11 protein-coding genes are annotated in these 15,608 nt (G+C 69.4%); 4 read left to right on the forward strand and 7 right to left on the reverse strand.

All coding sequences use genetic code 11. From position 1 onward, the window contains the following. Positions 1-81 precede the first annotated feature (81 nt). Both VD972_RS02590 and VD972_RS02595 read left to right on the forward strand, forming a co-directional pair. Entirely contained in the window at positions 82-1,158 is a 1,077-nt protein-coding gene (locus tag VD972_RS02590) for a saccharopine dehydrogenase family protein (RefSeq protein ID WP_324980204.1), read from the forward strand. Positions 1,159-1,493: 335 nt separating this feature from the next. Further along, entirely contained in the window at positions 1,494-3,113 is a 1,620-nt protein-coding gene (locus VD972_RS02595) for a methyl-accepting chemotaxis protein (protein ID WP_324980207.1), read from the forward strand. A gap of 361 nt (positions 3,114-3,474) precedes the next feature. Here VD972_RS02595 and VD972_RS02600 read toward each other — a convergent pair whose 3' ends face one another. The 7 genes from VD972_RS02600 to VD972_RS02630 all read right to left on the reverse strand — a co-directional run bounded on the left by VD972_RS02600 (position 3,475) and on the right by VD972_RS02630 (position 14,534). Next, positions 3,475-6,174 (reverse strand): AsmA family protein, encoded by a 2,700-nt coding sequence (locus tag VD972_RS02600; RefSeq protein WP_324980210.1) that lies wholly within the window; start codon positions 6,172-6,174, stop codon positions 3,475-3,477. 225 nt (positions 6,175-6,399) lie between these two features. Then, the gene (locus VD972_RS02605) at positions 6,400-8,007 is read right to left on the reverse strand and encodes a hypothetical protein (RefSeq protein WP_324980212.1); all 1,608 of its coding nucleotides are present in this window, start codon (positions 8,005-8,007) and stop codon (positions 6,400-6,402) included. Between the two features lie 103 nt (positions 8,008-8,110). Then, on the reverse strand, positions 8,111-8,572 hold the full coding sequence (locus tag VD972_RS02610) for a hypothetical protein (RefSeq protein ID WP_324980215.1): 462 nt from the start codon (positions 8,570-8,572) through the stop codon (positions 8,111-8,113). A gap of 59 nt (positions 8,573-8,631) precedes the next feature. Further along, complete coding sequence (locus tag VD972_RS02615) at positions 8,632-11,196, reverse strand: DUF5916 domain-containing protein (RefSeq protein ID WP_324980218.1); 2,565 nt, start codon at positions 11,194-11,196, stop codon at positions 8,632-8,634. A gap of 90 nt (positions 11,197-11,286) precedes the next feature. After that, positions 11,287-12,015, reverse strand: coding sequence for a hypothetical protein (locus VD972_RS02620; protein WP_324980221.1), 729 nt, complete (start codon positions 12,013-12,015; stop codon positions 11,287-11,289). Positions 12,016-12,105: 90 nt separating this feature from the next. Next, positions 12,106-14,151, reverse strand: a complete 2,046-nt coding sequence (locus VD972_RS02625) for a M56 family metallopeptidase (protein WP_324980224.1) — start codon at positions 14,149-14,151, stop codon at positions 12,106-12,108. Next, positions 14,148-14,534 (reverse strand): BlaI/MecI/CopY family transcriptional regulator, encoded by a 387-nt coding sequence (locus VD972_RS02630; RefSeq protein WP_324980227.1) that lies wholly within the window; start codon positions 14,532-14,534, stop codon positions 14,148-14,150. Before VD972_RS02630 ends, VD972_RS02625 begins: the two co-directional genes overlap by 4 nt. Positions 14,535-14,727: 193 nt before the next feature. Here VD972_RS02630 and VD972_RS02635 point away from each other — a divergent pair, with 193 nt between their 5' ends. Both VD972_RS02635 and VD972_RS02640 read left to right on the forward strand, forming a co-directional pair. Then, entirely contained in the window at positions 14,728-15,021 is a 294-nt protein-coding gene (locus VD972_RS02635) for a hypothetical protein (protein ID WP_324980230.1), read from the forward strand. 146 nt (positions 15,022-15,167) lie between these two features. Beyond that, positions 15,168-15,608: protease inhibitor I9 family protein (locus VD972_RS02640; protein ID WP_324980233.1), on the forward strand; the 441-nt coding region annotated here is incomplete at its 3' end.

Consider the following 15,608-nt stretch of genomic DNA (forward strand, 5'->3'; position numbering starts at 1 on the left):
CTCGCTCCAAGGCGCCACGCCGTAACGGAGGGCTCCAGGGGATTCGGTGCCCCGGCGCGAGCGGTGGTAGGGTGTCCCGACGTGAGCGCTCCTCCGTCCTCCGCCCCTCGCTGGATGTTGTACGGCGCCTCCGGCTACACCGGCCGGCTCATCGCCGAAGAGGCCCTGCGCCGCGGCCACCGGCCCGTGCTCGCCGGCCGCTCTCGCGAGAAGCTGACGCCGCTGGCCGAGCAGCTGGGGCTCGAGGTGGCCGTGGTGGGGCTGGAGGACGTGCGCGGCCTGGTGGCCACGCTGGAGGGCCTGCCCCTGGTGCTCCACGCAGCGGGCCCCTTCGTCCGCACCAGCGAGCCCATGGTGCAGGCGTGCCTGGCCGCCGGCGCGCACTACCTGGACATCACCGGGGAGATCCCCGTCTTCGAGAACACCTTCCACCACGACGCGGAGGCGCGCGCGCGGGGCATCACCCTCATGTCCGGCGTGGGCTTCGACGTGGTGCCCACGGACTGTCTGGCCCGCTACGTGGCCGAGCGCGTGCCCGGCGCACATGAGCTGGATCTGGCCATCGCGGCCACTGGCCAGGCGAGCGCCGGCACGGCCAGGTCCGCGCTGGAGCAGCTCCCCTCGGGCGGGCGCGTGCGCCGCGGCGGTGCGCTCCAGCCATGGCCCATGGGCAAGGGCCTGCGCCGCGTGCGCTTCTCCGATGCCGAGCGCACCGTGGCCCCCATCCCCTGGGGAGATCTGGTGACGGCCTGGCACACCACCGGCATCCCCAACATCACCACCTATATGGCCCTGCCGCGCGGGGCCGCCCAGGCCCTTCGCCTCACCTACCCGCTGCTCAAGCGCATGCTCGCCGTGGACGCCGTCCGCCACACCGCCGAGCGCCTCATTGAGTCCCGCGTGCAGGGGCCGGATGCGGTGGCGCGCAGCCAGAACCGCTCCCACCTCTGGGCCGAGGCCCGAGCTGCGGACGGCCGGCGAGCCCAGGCGTGGCTGGATCTCCCCGAGGGCTACGCCTTCACGGCCGTCGCCGCCGTGCGCGCGGTGGAGGAGGTGCTGGCCCAGAAGCCTCTCGGCGCCCAGACTCCGGCGCGGGCCTTCGGGGCCGACTTCGTCCTCTCCATCCCCGGGTGCCAGCGCCAGGAGGTGCTCCCCTGACGAGAACCGCCTGGTTGCGCGCAAGCCCTCCAGGCAACCCAGGGGGTTGCTCCCAGTGACCCACTTTGTCAGGCCTGTAAGTCGATGTGGTGCTGAGGGTTGGATGACTGGCACACGCGGTGGGGAGTCCTTGAGTGGTAGGGGGAGCGGGTGGCTATCCTGCGGGGTAGGGTGTCCCTGCACTGTCGGCGCCTCGGCCTCGGCGGTCCTGGAAGGAAACGAGACATGTTCTGGCGCAGCACGCTCCGAGAGGGGATGCGCTTCACTCTCTCGAGCGAGGCGACGGTGAGTGGCCGCGCCGTGGCGACGCAGGTCCCTGTGCCAGGTATGAGCCGATGACGCTGACGTTCAAGCGAAAGATGATGCTGCTACCGGGGCTGGCCGCCGTGTTCCTGCTGGCCATCCTCGCGCTGACGATCCTGATCGGCATCAAGACGGGCAACGCCCACACCCTCATCGAGAAGGGCCACGCCCCGGCGCTCGCGCACAGCCAGTCGATGCTGGCTGACCTCCAGACGCTTCACCACGAGCTGCAGGACGCGGTGAGGATGAAGGACGCCAGCCGCAGCGAGCCCATGGATGCGCTGGCGCGCAGGTTCTCCGCGGACCTGGATGCCGCACGCCGCAACCCGGTTTTGAGCGCCCAGCACCTCACGGTGCTCCAGCAGGACTTCGTCCTGTACCACCGGGAGCTGCAGGAAGCGGTCGCGCTCCACGCCACCGTGGACGCGAACGGGGGCACGGCCGTGGACGCGAAGGCCCCGTCGGCGCTCAGGCGGGTGAACACGCGCTTCGAGTCCATGCAGAAGGCGCTCCAGCTGATGGTGAGCGAGCAGGAGCGCGGCCTGACGGACGCCTTCGTCCGGTCGAACAGGGCAGGCTCGCGTGGCCGGGTGCTCATCACCGTGCTCGTGGCGCTGTGCATCGCGTCGCTGGGCGGGCTGTCCTGGTGGATGGTGCGAGAGGTGGCCGAGCCCCTGGAGCGCCTGGCGGTGACGGCCGCGCGAATCGCCAAGGAGGGCGATCTGACGGTGAGCATCGACGTGAGCGCGAGGGATGAAGTGGGCCAGCTGGCCAGCAGCCTGGAGCTGCTGGTGAAGCGGCTGCGCGCGGTGCCGGTGGCCCTGCAGGGGGTGGTGGGCGAGCTGGCCACCGCGTCTGAGCGGCTGACGAAGGTGAGCCAGGAGCAGATCAGCTTCCTCACCGAGCAGGCCCGCAGCCTCTCCGAGGCGGGCACGACGATGGCGGAGATCGCCCAGACGTCCAGCGTGGCCTCCAGCCGTGCGGAGATGGTGCTCCAGGTGGCGGAGCAGGCGGACACCTTCACCGTGGCCAGCCAGCAGTCCATCGAGCAGAGCGCGCAGGGGCTGGAGCAGATCCGCCGGCGGGTGAGCGCGATGGTGGGCAACATCGGCCAGCTCTCCGAGCAGGCCGTGCACGCGCGGGAGATCATCGGCAGCGTGAAGGACCTGGCGGACCAGAGCAACGTGCTGGCGCTCAACGCGGCCATCGAGGCGTCGCGCGCGGGCGAGGGCGGGCGAGGCTTCGCGGTGGTGGCGCGCGAGATGCGGGTCCTGAGCGGCCAGTCGCTGCAGAGCACCGAGCGCATCGGGAGGATCCTGCTGGACATCAACACGGCGATCCGTCAGGCGGTGGCGCTCGCGGAGGGCGACAGCAAGCAGATGGAGGCGGGCATCGAGCAGGTGCTCACCTCGGCGGAGAAGCTGAAGGACATCACCCAGGTCATGCAGGAGAGCAGCAAGGCGGCGCGGCAGATCGTCGCCTCGGTGACGCAGCAGAACGCGGGCATCTCCCAGATGAACGACGTGATGACGCAGCTGTCGGGGATGATGGGTGACGTGGTGCTGGCCACCACCACCGCCGAGGAGGCGGTGGGGCAGATCAACTCCACGGTGTCCCAGCTGCGGAAGATCGTCTCCGAGTTCCGCGTCTAGGCAGGCCCGGCGAGGTGGCTCCTCGCCCTGCATGACCCGAGCTCAGAGGAAGCACTGGCATCTGCACCTCCCGGGCTTTCGTACCAGCAACCGCTCGATGGGCAGCGGCGTCCCCCCTGCCCACGGAGCGGGGAAGTGGTCATCTCCGGAGGCTGCTGGAAGCGTCTGGCAGACATCTTTCAACCGCCATGTGGTGACGACGAGTACGCATGGCAAGGCTCGTGCTACGCCCCCGTTATGGAGCGGACGCGCCCGCCTACCTCCCATCCGCCTCCGTAGGGCCCATCTCGCCCCAGAAAGTGCGCTTCGTCGAAGTGGGTGGGGTATTCCCCATGGCCAACTGTTCGAGAATGTCGAGACGCTACTTCCCGAAGACGCCGCGCAGGCGCTTCTTGGCCTCGTCCTCCGCCTTCTTCTTCGCCTTCTCCTGCTCGGCTCGGGCGGCCGCCTCCAGCTTCGCCTTCTCCTCGGCCGCCTTCTGCTCCAGCTCCTTCTTCTTGCGCTCGGCCTCCTCGCGCGCCGCCTGCTCGCCGCCCATGATGATCTGCTGCACCTGCTTGCCCTTCTCCCCGAGCAGCTGCCCCGCCAGCCCCGCCGCCGCCTGCTTCGCGATGGCCGTCACCGCCGGCTTCACATCCAGCCCTGTCACCTCGGGACTCCACGCCGGGCCCGTCAGCTTCAGCGTCACCGGGATCGCCTCCGTGGGCATCACCTTCCCCAGCGTGAGCTTGTGGATGGTCTGCGGCGTGAGGTTCACCGTGCCGTTCAGATCCAGCACGCCGTCCAGCCGGATGCCCCCCTCGAAGCGCATCGCCGCCTCCGGCCGCGTCCAGGTGATGGGCCTCTCCAGCTGCGCCACGCCGTTCTTGATCTCCACCCCGAACGGCAGGTTCTCGCCCAGTGACGTCACATCTTCACTCCTGAGCGCCTTGGCCGCGAAGGGCAGCGCCTTGGCCAGCGGCTCGGAGACCTTGGAGAGCACATCCACGCCCATGAACGTGCTGCCCTCCAGGTTGCCGTTGATGGCGCCCAGCAGCGTCTCCTTCAGCTTCTCCGGCGTGTAGCCCACACCCTGCAGATCGATGTTCCCGTTGAACTTGCCCGTCATCACCTTCTTCGGCGTGCGCGTCTCCAGCACCTGAGCCATGTCCACCTGCTCCAGCTTCACCTTGGCCGTGAAGGCCCGCTTCTCGGGCACTGGCCCCAGGTTCACCTGCGTGCCGTCGGCCACCACCGTGCCCCCGAAGGCCCCCGAGGAGAACTTCTCCACCTTGATCAGATCGTCCACCATGGTGATGTGGGCCACGATCCTGGACAGGTCCATCTCGCTGTAGCGCAGCGAGCCCACCTGGAGCTTGATGTCGCCCCGCATCCCATTGAAGCGCGTCGGATCATCCGGCGGCGCGGGCGGCGCACCGGGGCTTCGCGCAAGAACTTCTTCCTCCTTCATCAACAGCGCGTCCGCGTTCAGCCGCTCGCTCTTCATGTCCAGGCTGAACGTGGTCGTCTGCTTCTTGCCCTGTCCCGCCAGCGCGAACGACGCGGCGCCCCCCAGCGTGTCCTCCAGCACGTTCACCGTGAGCTGGCCGACGTCCACCTTCATTCCCTCCTTCGTGGGCTGGTAGGTGCCCGCGGCGGCCACGTCGAGCCGCTGCCCGGGGCCCTTGTTCAGCAGCAGGCCCGGGCGCAGGTCCGCACCGTCCAGGTTCGCCTTCGCGTCGAAGCGCAGGGCTCCGCCGCTGGCCGCTGCTCCCGTCACTCGCGAGGTGAGCCGCATGGGCGCCCCCGCCTCCTTGGTGAGCTGCGCGGGGATGCGCAGGCGCACCGGCGTGAGATCCACCTCCAGGTTCAGCGCCTGTGCCTCCTGCGTGCCGCTGCCCTTTACCGACAGGCCCACCGGCCCGGCGATCATGCCGTTGAGCTGCTTCTTCAGCGGCGGGTAGTACTCGGCCAGCACCGCCGGGTCGAGGCCATGGCTGGTCAGCTCGAAGCCCTCCACCGCGGGCGAGCCCCCCAGCATCCCCTTCACGCGGCCCTTGCCGCTGATCCCCGCCGGCCCGAAGTCCAGCTTGAACCGATCCAGCGCCAGATCGCCCGCGGCGAGGTCCGCCTTCACGTCCGTGTCCAGCACCACGTCCAGCGCCTTGCCTCCCTCGGCCCCCGCGAAGCGCAGGCCGAGCGCCTGGATGATGCCTTCCAGCCGAGTAGGCCCCTTGCCGCCCGGCACCGCCCCTCCCAGCTCTGCCTTCCAGTCCGCCGTCAGCGTGCCCGCCTGGAACCCCACGCTCGGCGGCAGGTACGGGCCGAGCGGCGCCAGGTCGATGCTCTCCGCCTTCAGCGTGAGCCGCTCTGGAGTCGGCACCAGCGTGGGCGGCAACGGCGCGGCCGCCAGCGTCACGAACAGGTTCTGCTTCTGCGCCAGCACCGCCGCGGCCAGCTTTGCCTCCAGCGGCTGGCCTACGCGCAGGTCCTTCACCTCGATGTCCAGGTCCGAGATGGCCAGCTCCTGCGCCTTCCCACCCGAGCGGTCCACGAAGCGGATGGTGCCGTCGGTGAGCGCGGCCCGCTCTACCCGTATGCCGGACAGGTCGGCGGGGGGCTTCTCCTCGGCGGGCGGCTCCTCCGGCTTCTGCTGCTCCGCCAGCTTGTCCATGAGGCGCTGCACGTTGGTGGTGCCGTCTGGGAGGCGGATGACGTTGACGGTGAGGCCCGTCACCTCGGCGTTGAGCACCTGGATGTCCTGGCCCCGCGAGCGGAGCAGCGGCATGGCCGCCACGCGCACGTCCAGGTTCTTCAGCTGCGTCAGCGGCAGCTCCTCGCCCTCGGCGGGGCCCACGGTGACGTCATCCACATCCACGCCCACGTGCGGGAACAGCTTCGTGGAGATGTCTCCCACCTCCACCGGCCGCCCGAGCTGCTGCGAGAGCGTGGCCGCCTGAGCGCGTGCCTGCTGCAGCAGGATGGCGTCGAGCCGCCACAGCACGATGGCCACGGCGATGACGAGCACGGCGATGATGCCCCCGAGCACAAAGGGCCAGCGTCTCTTCTTTTGAGCCTCCATCGCTTGCTACCTCCTCCAACCAGACCCAGGGCCTCCGGCTCGGCCCGGGACGGCATCTAGGGGCGGGAACCTAACCACCTTCCGGGACTCCTACAGCCCCCGACGTGACCAGACGGAAAAGACTTCACGCTTCCCAGGTTAATGGGGAGTAGCAGGGATGCCCGGCGAGCAGGGGAGAGGGCCCCCAGGAATACGAGCCCGGAGAGGCCATACCCGGGGAGGCGCTCACCGGGTGAGCAAGGGTTCCCAGCGGACGGGCCCCCACGGGATTCCCTCGATGGGTGTGCGCTTCTCCGAGGCCGCCGCAGAGCTGCGCAGGACGCGTCCTTGAGAGTCCAGGGCCAGCATCGAGCCCGCCGGCTCGGAGATCTGACCGAGCATTCGCCCGGCATCCAGGTCCACCAGCACTCCGGAGGACAGGACGAGCGGGCCGGCCGTGAGGTCCGAACGGATCTGCGACTCAGCGAGGACGGTCTGCGCTCCTGTCGCCAGGTTCAGCAGCGACACGCGGGTCTTCCTCCGGTCCCACGCTTCCCCCTTCTCGAGGGTCTCGGAGAGAAGCGCCCAGGTGCCTCTCATGGACTCAAGCTCTTCGAGGACAGGGCGCCGGGTGCGCTGCTCGAGATCCACGATGAAAGTCTCCTCCTCGAGCTGGGGGTCCAGGTCCTTGGCGGCGAGGGACGAGGCGATCGGAGTCGCCCTGTTGAGCTGGACGAAGCGCGAGGGCTCCTCGAAGAGGTTGTCTTTGAAGGGAGACTCCACGCTCAGGCCCAGCGGCTGGTGGATCGACGCGCCATGGAGCTCGACGGGCGCGGGGGCGTCATTCCCCGCGGCCGTGCAGGCCACCACCAGGAGCTGGCGCTCGGCATCCGCGTGCAGCACGCGGCCCTTGCACGCCGCGGGGACCCACTCGGTCTGTCGGCCCGAGGCATCCTCCACGAGCAGCTCGCCCTGGGCACCTCGTCGCAGCATGGACGGGCCTACGGGCCCGAGCACGTCCTTCCCTTCATAGAGAGGGCCCTCTTCCACGCGGCGAATGCGAGCCACGGGAATGTCGCCCTTCCAGCCCGACCTGCTGAAGGACATGACGGGACCGCGGCACCGCGCCGGTGCCAGGGAGGTCCTCTCGACAGGCCAGCGGAGCGTCCCATCCTTGTCCGTGTCCTCGACGAGCACCTGGAACAGGGCCCAGGCTCCAGAGGGTTCGAGCCACGCACGGCGCAGCTCGCCCGTTCCTGCATCCACCACCTGCTCGCGGCCAGAGGCCAGCTCGCGCACGATGGCGACCACCTTGCCCGCCTCCTTGCGCAGGAAGAGCAGCAGCCGCCCATCCCGAGAGAAGCGGGCGATGGGCGGAGGCAAGAGGGCATCATCCCTCTCTCGGTCATTGGGTTGGAGGGGTGCCAGCTCGCGCTCGGTGCCTGCCTGCGTGTCGATGAGCCGGAGGGAAGAGCCCCGGACCACCACGATGAAGCGTCCCTTACGGTCGGCGCTGATGAAGTCGTCGATGCGCTCACCGGGCCCGGGCTCGAGGAAGAGGTACTGCTCGAGCTTGTCCCCATGGATGTTGCCGTGGTGCCCGACGGCGACGCTGATCTTGCCGTCACCCGTCGTGTCCTCCCGGGCCTGACAGGCGATCAACCAGCGCCCCTCCGGTGAGACCGCCTGCAGCACGAAGGGATGCTCCGTCCCAAAGAGCCCACTCGCCAGGACAGGCGCAGGAGCGGTGGAAGCCGGAGCGGGCGGGGAGCTGACTGCCTCACCTGAGCTCGAGGAGCGCGAGGAAGCGCAGGCGGAGAGCAGCACCAGCAGTGGCAGCAGGTTCGGGCGCATGGCAGGCAAGGCTGCGAGAGACGGAGCGCGGCTGCAACCCCCAAGACAGCGGTTCTCGTTGCCGGGCTTCCATGCTCTTCTGCTGCGGTGTCCAGGCTCGGCGTCAGAGCTCGATGATCCTGGGCTTGCTGGGAGGCGTCTCGGCGGGCCTCTCCTCGTCGGAGAGCGTGAAGCCGGCCGGGGCCGCGACCTGCTCGGAGTCGTACATGTCCAGGTAGAGGATGACGGGCTGCTCCATGCCTTCGTAGATGACCTCGTACATGTCCAGCAGCCCCTGGCCCATGAAGCCGTTGGGGGTCTCGAACGCGCAGCAGCTCCCCAGCCGGCGCCAGGCCAGCGATTGGCCCTCGGGCCCGCGCAGCGCCTCCAGGAACGCGTGCTGTCCCTCGGGGCCTCCACCCACGTGGATGGGGTGGTCCGGAGAGAAGCCATAGGAGCCCTCTTCACCCCGTGCTGGCTGCCACGCCTCGGCGTGGACCAGGGATGAGCGCGGCCGAGCTTTGGGCGTGGAGGAGCACGCGGCGAGGACGAGCAGTCCGAGCGTGGCGAGGCGGGCGAGCGGCATCAGGAGCCTCCAGGAGAGAACGACCGGGTTTCCAACGCTTCGTCCAGGCTGGTCACGCCTCAGACCGTCCAGTAATAGCTCCACTTGAGCAGCAGGGCGTCCGTGGCAGGGCCGGAGAACAGCCGCCGGGGCAGCAGCGTGGCCGGAGGTGTCTCGCCGTCCGGCGTCGGCAGCCCCTGCTGCGAGCGCGTGTACACGAGGAAGAGCGTGGAGCCCAGCCGGTACTCCCAGCGCATCACCACGTTGAGGTTGAGCGCCACGTCGTAGAAGTTGTCTCCTTGGGCCTCGACGGGCGTCATCGCAGAGAACCGGATGGGGGTGCGCGCCCCATCTGACGACGCCTCGAAGAAGGGGCCATAGAGGCCATAGTCGGTGAAGAGCTGGGCATAGCCCTGCAGCGTCAGGTTCGGACGGATGACCCACTGCTGTCGCAGGGTGATGGAGAGGTAGTTGGACTGCAGGCTCCCCAGCAGGAAGCGCTGATCTCCCAGGTTGTCCACGAAGCGCGGGGCCGACTCGGTGCGGTCATCCATCACCTCCAGGCGCGTCTCCAGCGCGGGGTGCGGGCGCAGCGAGAGCGTCAGGTTCGCACCCCAGCCCCACGCACCCGGGGCCGGGCCGCGCTCATGGTGGCCGATGACCACGAACCCCAGGGCCTGGAACGCGCGGTTGCCATTGCTCTCCCCGATGAGGACGAGGAAGGAGGAGCGCTCCTGCTGGAGCGGGATGCCCGTGCGGTCCAGCTCGCGGATGTCGTAGCCGCCCACGTTCATGCCCGTCTCCAGGCCGATGTAGTCGTAGCTGGGCAGCTGCAGCATGCCGTTGAAGTTCACCCAGTTCCCCCGGTGGAGTCCGCGCCCGTCCGTCGTCCAGCTCGAGCCGCCCCCGAGGTTGGCGCGGAGCTCCTTGAACGGCCCGATGCCGTTGGGGCGCTGGTAGCGCAGCCAGACGTGCGGCGAGTGGTCGTTCTGCGTGCGCTGGAAGCCGGTGGCGTTCAGATCCAGCGTCGGCGTGGAGAAGTCATAGCCCGCCTGCCAGCGGAAGCCATCACCGCCGAACTTCCCCGCGCGCAGGTAGCCGCCGTAGCCGGTGGAGCCGGGCCGCAGCACCGTGCCGTCCCGCAGGGTGCGCTCGGGCAGCCCGCCCACGCTGCGGCTGGCGTCCACCTGTCCCAGCACGCCGTACTCGCTGTTGGAGGTCTTCAGGTCGAAGTCCGCCGCGGCTCCCATCCCGCCCCGGGCCAGGCACTCCGCGGGCTGGTCCTCCTCGTCCAGCGCTGCCTCCTCCGGGGTGCAGCCGCGCACCAGGGGCGTGGCCGCCACGAAGCTGCCACCCACCCGCGAGTTCTGTCCCACCGAGCCCCGCCCCACCGCGGCCAGGTAGTTGGTGGGGGGCTGCGGCCCGCCGGGCAGCGAGCTGTTGGGGCCCAGGTGCAGCGGGCGGCTGGCATGCGGGCGCCAGCGCCGGTCCGGGCGCTCCTCGTCATGCTCCATCCAGGGCCCGGTGACGAGCGCATTCAGCACCCCCACCTCCAGGCCCTTCACCGCTGTGCCCGTCAGCTTCGCCGCGCCGAGAATGGGCGTGTCCAGGCCGATGCGCCGCGAGTAGAAGAGCGTCTGCGGCACCGAGCCCGTCTCCTGGCCCACTGGCTGGAAGAGCTCCAGGCCCTGCGTGAAGAAGGAGCGCTTCTCGGGGAAGAAGGCCTCGAAGGTGGACAGGTTGAGGATGAGCTGGTCCGCCTCCACTTGGCCGAAGTCCGGGTTGAAGGTGGCGTTGAGGGCCAGATCGCTGGTGAGCGCCGCCTTTACATCCAGTCCCACATCCAACGTCGGGTCCAGCAGCCGCGGGCGGGGCACGGCCTCATCCGAGAACTGCGGCCGGAGGATGCCGCGCGTGGCCAGGTAGGGCACCAGCTCCACCGCCCGCTGGGGCTTGAGCCCCTCCAGGCCCGTGAGGTGCCCCAGCCGCGAGACGGTCGCGTTGCTGGTGCGCGGGTTGTCCACGGACTCGTGCTCCTCGTTGAGACGGGCGATCTCCCGGCGCACCGAGAAGCCCCACGTCTGCGCGGCCGCCACGGGAAAGCGCAGCACGGACAGGGGGATGGCGAACTCGGCCACCCAGCCGTTCGCCTGATGGCCGGCGACTCCGCCCCACACCGCGTCCCAGTCAGTGGTGTACGTGCGATCGTCGTAGAAGAGCCCATCCGACAGCACGCCGCCCGCGCTCAAGGAGAAGGAGTACGCAGTGCGGTGGTCGTGCGTGGAGTCGATGATGAGGTGCACCCAGTCCGTGGGGAGGGTGCTGTCCCGCCGGCCCAGGCGCCGGTCGATGAGCTCTGGCTTCGAGTCATGGGCGATGACGCCGAAGTAGACGCGGTCCGAGTCAAAGAGGATGCGCACCTCGGTGCGCTCGCTGGGAGCCGCCCCGGCGGTGGGGAAGCGCTGCACGAAGGCGTCGAAGACGGGGGCTCGAGCCCAGGAAGGCTCATCCAGCTTCCCGTCCACCTGGATATCACCGCTTGCGGGAGCCGCCTGGATGAACTGGTCCCGTCCAGGCCCCTCCACCGCGGCGCTGGCGGCCATGGCGCACAGCAGCACGCCGAGCCCCAGTCCATGACACAGCATTCCAGACTTCCCGTTCCTCAAAGTCGTCCCCCTGCGGCAGGGCGAGCCTACCAGCAGCGGCCCTCAGAACGCATGAGCGCGCCTTCCATTTCACGGTTTCCTGCGCGCGTCACCCTCCCTCTTGCCGCCCGAGAGGGAGCGCACAAAGTCCGAGTCGATCCCATGGATGCGCAGCTTGACCAGGTCCTCCGCCGAGAGGCTCTGGAGGCCCAGTCCCTTCATGTCGCGGATGAACTCCGGCGTCACGTTGTGGATGCGGCACTGGACGAGCTGCTCGAGCGACAGCTTTCCATACCCGAGCGAGGAGAGCGTCCGGATGTACTCTGCCGTCACCTGGAAGATGCCGACCTGGAACAGCTCCTCGAGGGGGAGGTCCCGGTAGCCGAGCGTCGCCAGCTCCTTGACTCGGGTGGTGGTGACCTCGAAGAGGGCGAGCTTGAATTGATCGTCCGGGGTGAGCTTCGGGTAGCCCAGCCCGGACATGGCCTTGGCGTAGGCCTCGCTCGGCTCGAACTGGTAGTGCCCCGCGCCCTCACCGCCAGCGAAGCGGCCCTCGAACGAGAAGGTGCCGGCCTCGCGCGTCATGCGGAAGGGCGCCGTGCTGCCCTCGGCGGTGGACAGGCCCTGAAAGGCCGTGAGCGGCACCGACATGCCCATCTGGCCGCCACGCTCGCCCTTGGTCCGGAGCGAGAGCTCGAGCTGGGCCTCCTTCTCCTTGACGCTGGCGGTCCAGGTGCCGGTGTGCGTGGAGGCGGCGAGCACGGGTGCGGCCACGAGGAGCGCTGCGAAGAGAGGGAGGAGGTGCGGTGAGCGGGTCATGGCTTGGGACTCCTTCGAGCAAGGCACGGCCCTTGGGCACGCGCTTGTGGGAGCGCGGCCCTGGGCACAGGGTGAGAGGGGGGAGGGGGACTACTTCCGAGGCTGCTTCATGCGGCGGATGAAGTCCGCGTCGATGCCGCTGGTGCGCAGCCGGATCAGCGCCTCCGCGTCCAGGGTCTCCAGGCCCGACTCGCGCATCTGCCGGATGAAGTCCGAGTCCACGCCGAGGGCACGCAGCTCGACGAGCTTGTCCGCAGGCAGGTCTTTCAGGCCCGCGTCACGCAGCGCGCGGATGTAGCTCGGGGTGACGCCCAGCGCGTGGAACTCCACCAACTGATCCGCGTCCAGCTTCGAGTAGCCCGACTTGGACAGCTCGGCGATGGTCTCCGGCTTCACGCCCACGGCGCGCAGCTGCGTCAGCGCCTCCAGGCCCAGCCCCGTGTAGCCGGCGGCCTTCAAGTCGCGCAGGTACTTCTCGTCCACGCCCACGGCGCGCGCGGAAGTCACATCCTCCGGGCTCATCTTCGTGAAGCCCTGGGCCTTCATTGCCTCCAGCCACGCGGGGGTGACACCGATGTGCTTCATCGCCACCAGGTCATCAGCGGCCACCTTCTGCCCGAAGCGGGAGTTCATGTCCTTCACGTACTCGGGGGTGATGCCGGCGTGACCGAACTGCACCAGGTTGCCCACCGTGGGCTCGTAGCCCATGCCCTTCACCGTCTCCACCATCTCCGGTGTGACGCCCGCGACCTTCAGAGAGACGAGCTGATCCACCGAGAGAGGGCCCTCGCCCACGCGGGTGCGGTCATCCTCGTCGTCATCGTCCCTGCCAGGGCGCGGATGGGGGTTGGGGTTGGGGTTGGGATGGGGGCTCGCGGCCATCAGGTGCCCGGGAGCGGGGGGGGAAGGCGGGCTGGGAGGCAGGGGCGCGGAGGAAGGGGACACAGGAGCGGGCGGCGCGACCCTGGCGGGCGGAGAGGGGGGCGTGGGCGCCGCAGAGGTGGGCGCCGCAGGGGTGGAAGGGGTCGCGGCGAGCACGGTGCGCGTGTGCTCGGCCGGCAGCATGAGGGCGGTGACGGGCGCGGCCACCGCGAGGCTGCTCATGAGCGTGAGGACGGAGGCGCCCGCGACCCAGCGTGAGGAGCACCGCGAGACGGGGGAGACCACCAGCCGGCGCACGCGCTCCGGCAGCGAGCCACCCAGTGCGGACAGGGCTGGACTCGGGGCAAGCGTGGGCAGGGCGCGCAGCTCCTCCAGCGCGGTGAGCGCCCGGGCGTAGGACAGGGGGCTGCCGCTCGTGCCGGCCGCGATGTCGTCGCAGCAGTGCTCGCGCTCCACGCGAATGACGCGGGACACCCACCAGACGGCCGGGTGGTAGAACAGCAGCGTCTCCACCAGCGTCTGCGCCAGGTTCACCACGAAGTCATAGCGGCGGATGTGAGCCAACTCGTGCGCGAGGATCATCTCGAGCTGGCGTGCGGGCAGGCCGGTGAGCGCGGAGGCGGGCAGCAGCACCACGGGCCGCAGCCACCCCACGGCCGAGGGCACGTCCACCGTGGCGGACTGGAGCAGGCGCACTGCGCGCTTCAGCCCCAGCCGCGAGGCCGTTGCCTCCAGCCGCGCCTGCCACTCCATGGGCGCGGGAATGGCCGCGCGCACCAGCCGGCGCAGGCGCAGCCATCCCGCCAGCAGCCGCAGCGAGGACAGCGCCACGCCCAGGCCCCACGTGAGCACCAGCCAGGGCAGGTGCTCACCCACGAACGCAGCGGCGCGACTCAGCAGCGGCGCGATTTCTGGGACGAAGGCAGCAACTGGCGCAGCCGCCACGGTGGAGGGGTGCGGCGCGGGAATCGTCGGAGCCGCGAACGTGCGAGCGGTCGGCACCGCGAGAGCCGAGGGCGTCGCGACAGCGGCCTCAGCCGGCTGGCCCTGCACAGCGGTGTAGTGACGCCAGCCCGTGGCCACCGGGAGGGCGAGCATCATCACCAGCGCGCCACAGGCCAGGCCATAGCGTGCGTGAGCGGCCCGGCGCCCGAGCACCCGCAGCGCGAGCGCCAGCACCACCGCCACGAGCGTGCCCTGCCACAGCAGGTGCAACAGCGCCCAACCCAGGGACTCCAGGACGAGACCGTTCACGGCTCCACCTCCTGCTCCAGAGAATCGAGGAGCCGGCGCAGCTCGGCCAGCTCCTCGGGGGAAGTCTTCTTTGTGGACAGCGCCTGCATGGCCAGCTGGGCCGGCGAGCCGCCAAAGGCGCGCTCCACCAGATCCGTCACCAGCTGGCGCTGCGTCTTCTGCTGCGTCACGCGCGAGCTGTAGACGTGGGCGCGCTGGGCCTCGTCGCGCACCACAAGCCCCTTCTCGGTCATGATCTGCATCATCTTGAGGACGGTGGTGTAGCCGCTCCCATCCTGGAGGGCCTCGTGCACCTCCCGCACCGTGCTGGGCCCTCGCGCCCAAAGGACGCGGAGGATGGCCAGCTCGGCATCGGTCGGTCGCGGCAGCTTCGATTCGCTCATGGCTCCCTCGACGTCCAGCAGCATCGGGAGAAATATACGAAGCTATTCGTAGATGTCAACGAAGGTTTTCGTAGATGGTTGGGAGTGCGCCTGGTTGTCCAGCAGGCACGGGGCACGGCTCCTGAGAGGCGGGGGTTCCACGCAAGAGAGGGGGGAGCCACCTTTCGGAGAGCATTGGACTCTGGAGGCGGCGATGGCGGAGACCCAGAAGACGGGCAAGCAACAATCAGCGGGGAAGAGCAAGGCCGGGCGGGCGAAGACAAACTCCGGGCGCATCCAGGTGCGCAAGGACACCGCGGAGTACCGGGCCGTCGCTCAGGAGCAGGCCGCGCGGGTTCGTGAGGAGATCGACATTGCCCTGGCCCACGCGCGGCGGATGCGTGAGGAGATCGAAGGGCGCATGGAGAACCAGTGGCACAACCGGCCCGTGACTCCTGCAGCCGGAGCGAAGGCCCGGACTGGGCGCGGTCGCCGCAAGAAGGCCTGAGCCCGCTCGCGGTGCGACTCCAAGGACCGGGGAGCGCATCGCAGGCGAATGTCAGACACGCCTAGTAAAACGCCTCATCCTGGTGGAACAAGCATTCACCGGGAACTGAGAAAAACAATCTTTCTCAGAAAAAGAAAGAGGCGTGTGTGAGTCATTTCGGTCTGAAGTTTCTGACAGGTGTGTTGACGGGCCTGGCCCTGGCGGGCTGTGGCACCGAGTCCATGCCGCAGCCTTCCGAGTCACCCTCCGGCAGCGCGAAGCAGGAGAAGCAGGAGCTGACGCGTGCCATCCCCGGCAAGCAGCTCATCCCCCATCGGTACATCGTGGTGCTCCAGGAGTCCAAGGGCTCCGAGCGCATGCAGGCGCAGGAGGTAGGGCGGTTCGCCGCGAGCCTCGCCCAGGAGCATGGCGCGAGGGTGGCCCGCACCTACACCCATGCGCTGCGCGGCTTCGTGGCGGAGATCGACGATGCGCGCGTGGAGAGCTTGCGCAAGGATCCGCGCGTGGCCTTCGTCGAGCAGGACGCGGTGATGAACATCGCCACGGAGCAGTCCAACGCCACCTGGGGCCTGGACCGCATCGATCAG

Origin of the sequence: Hyalangium sp., assembly GCF_035629615.1 — a bacterium.
In the GTDB taxonomy this organism is placed as follows: Bacteria; Myxococcota; Myxococcia; order Myxococcales; family Myxococcaceae; genus Hyalangium.

Coding starts and splice junctions, on each gene's coding strand:
- VD972_RS02630 (WP_324980227.1), bottom strand. CDS start 14,534: ATGAGCGAATCGAAGCTGCCGCGACCGACCGATGCCGAGCTGGCCATC.
- VD972_RS02600 (WP_324980210.1), bottom strand. CDS start 6,174: ATGGAGGCTCAAAAGAAGAGACGCTGGCCCTTTGTGCTCGGGGGCATC.
- VD972_RS02635 (WP_324980230.1), top strand. CDS start 14,728: ATGGCGGAGACCCAGAAGACGGGCAAGCAACAATCAGCGGGGAAGAGC.
- VD972_RS02610 (WP_324980215.1), bottom strand. CDS start 8,572: ATGCCGCTCGCCCGCCTCGCCACGCTCGGACTGCTCGTCCTCGCCGCG.
- VD972_RS02620 (WP_324980221.1), bottom strand. CDS start 12,015: ATGACCCGCTCACCGCACCTCCTCCCTCTCTTCGCAGCGCTCCTCGTG.
- VD972_RS02615 (WP_324980218.1), bottom strand. CDS start 11,196: ATGCTGTGTCATGGACTGGGGCTCGGCGTGCTGCTGTGCGCCATGGCC.
- VD972_RS02605 (WP_324980212.1), bottom strand. CDS start 8,007: ATGCGCCCGAACCTGCTGCCACTGCTGGTGCTGCTCTCCGCCTGCGCT.
- VD972_RS02595 (WP_324980207.1), top strand. CDS start 1,494: ATGACGCTGACGTTCAAGCGAAAGATGATGCTGCTACCGGGGCTGGCC.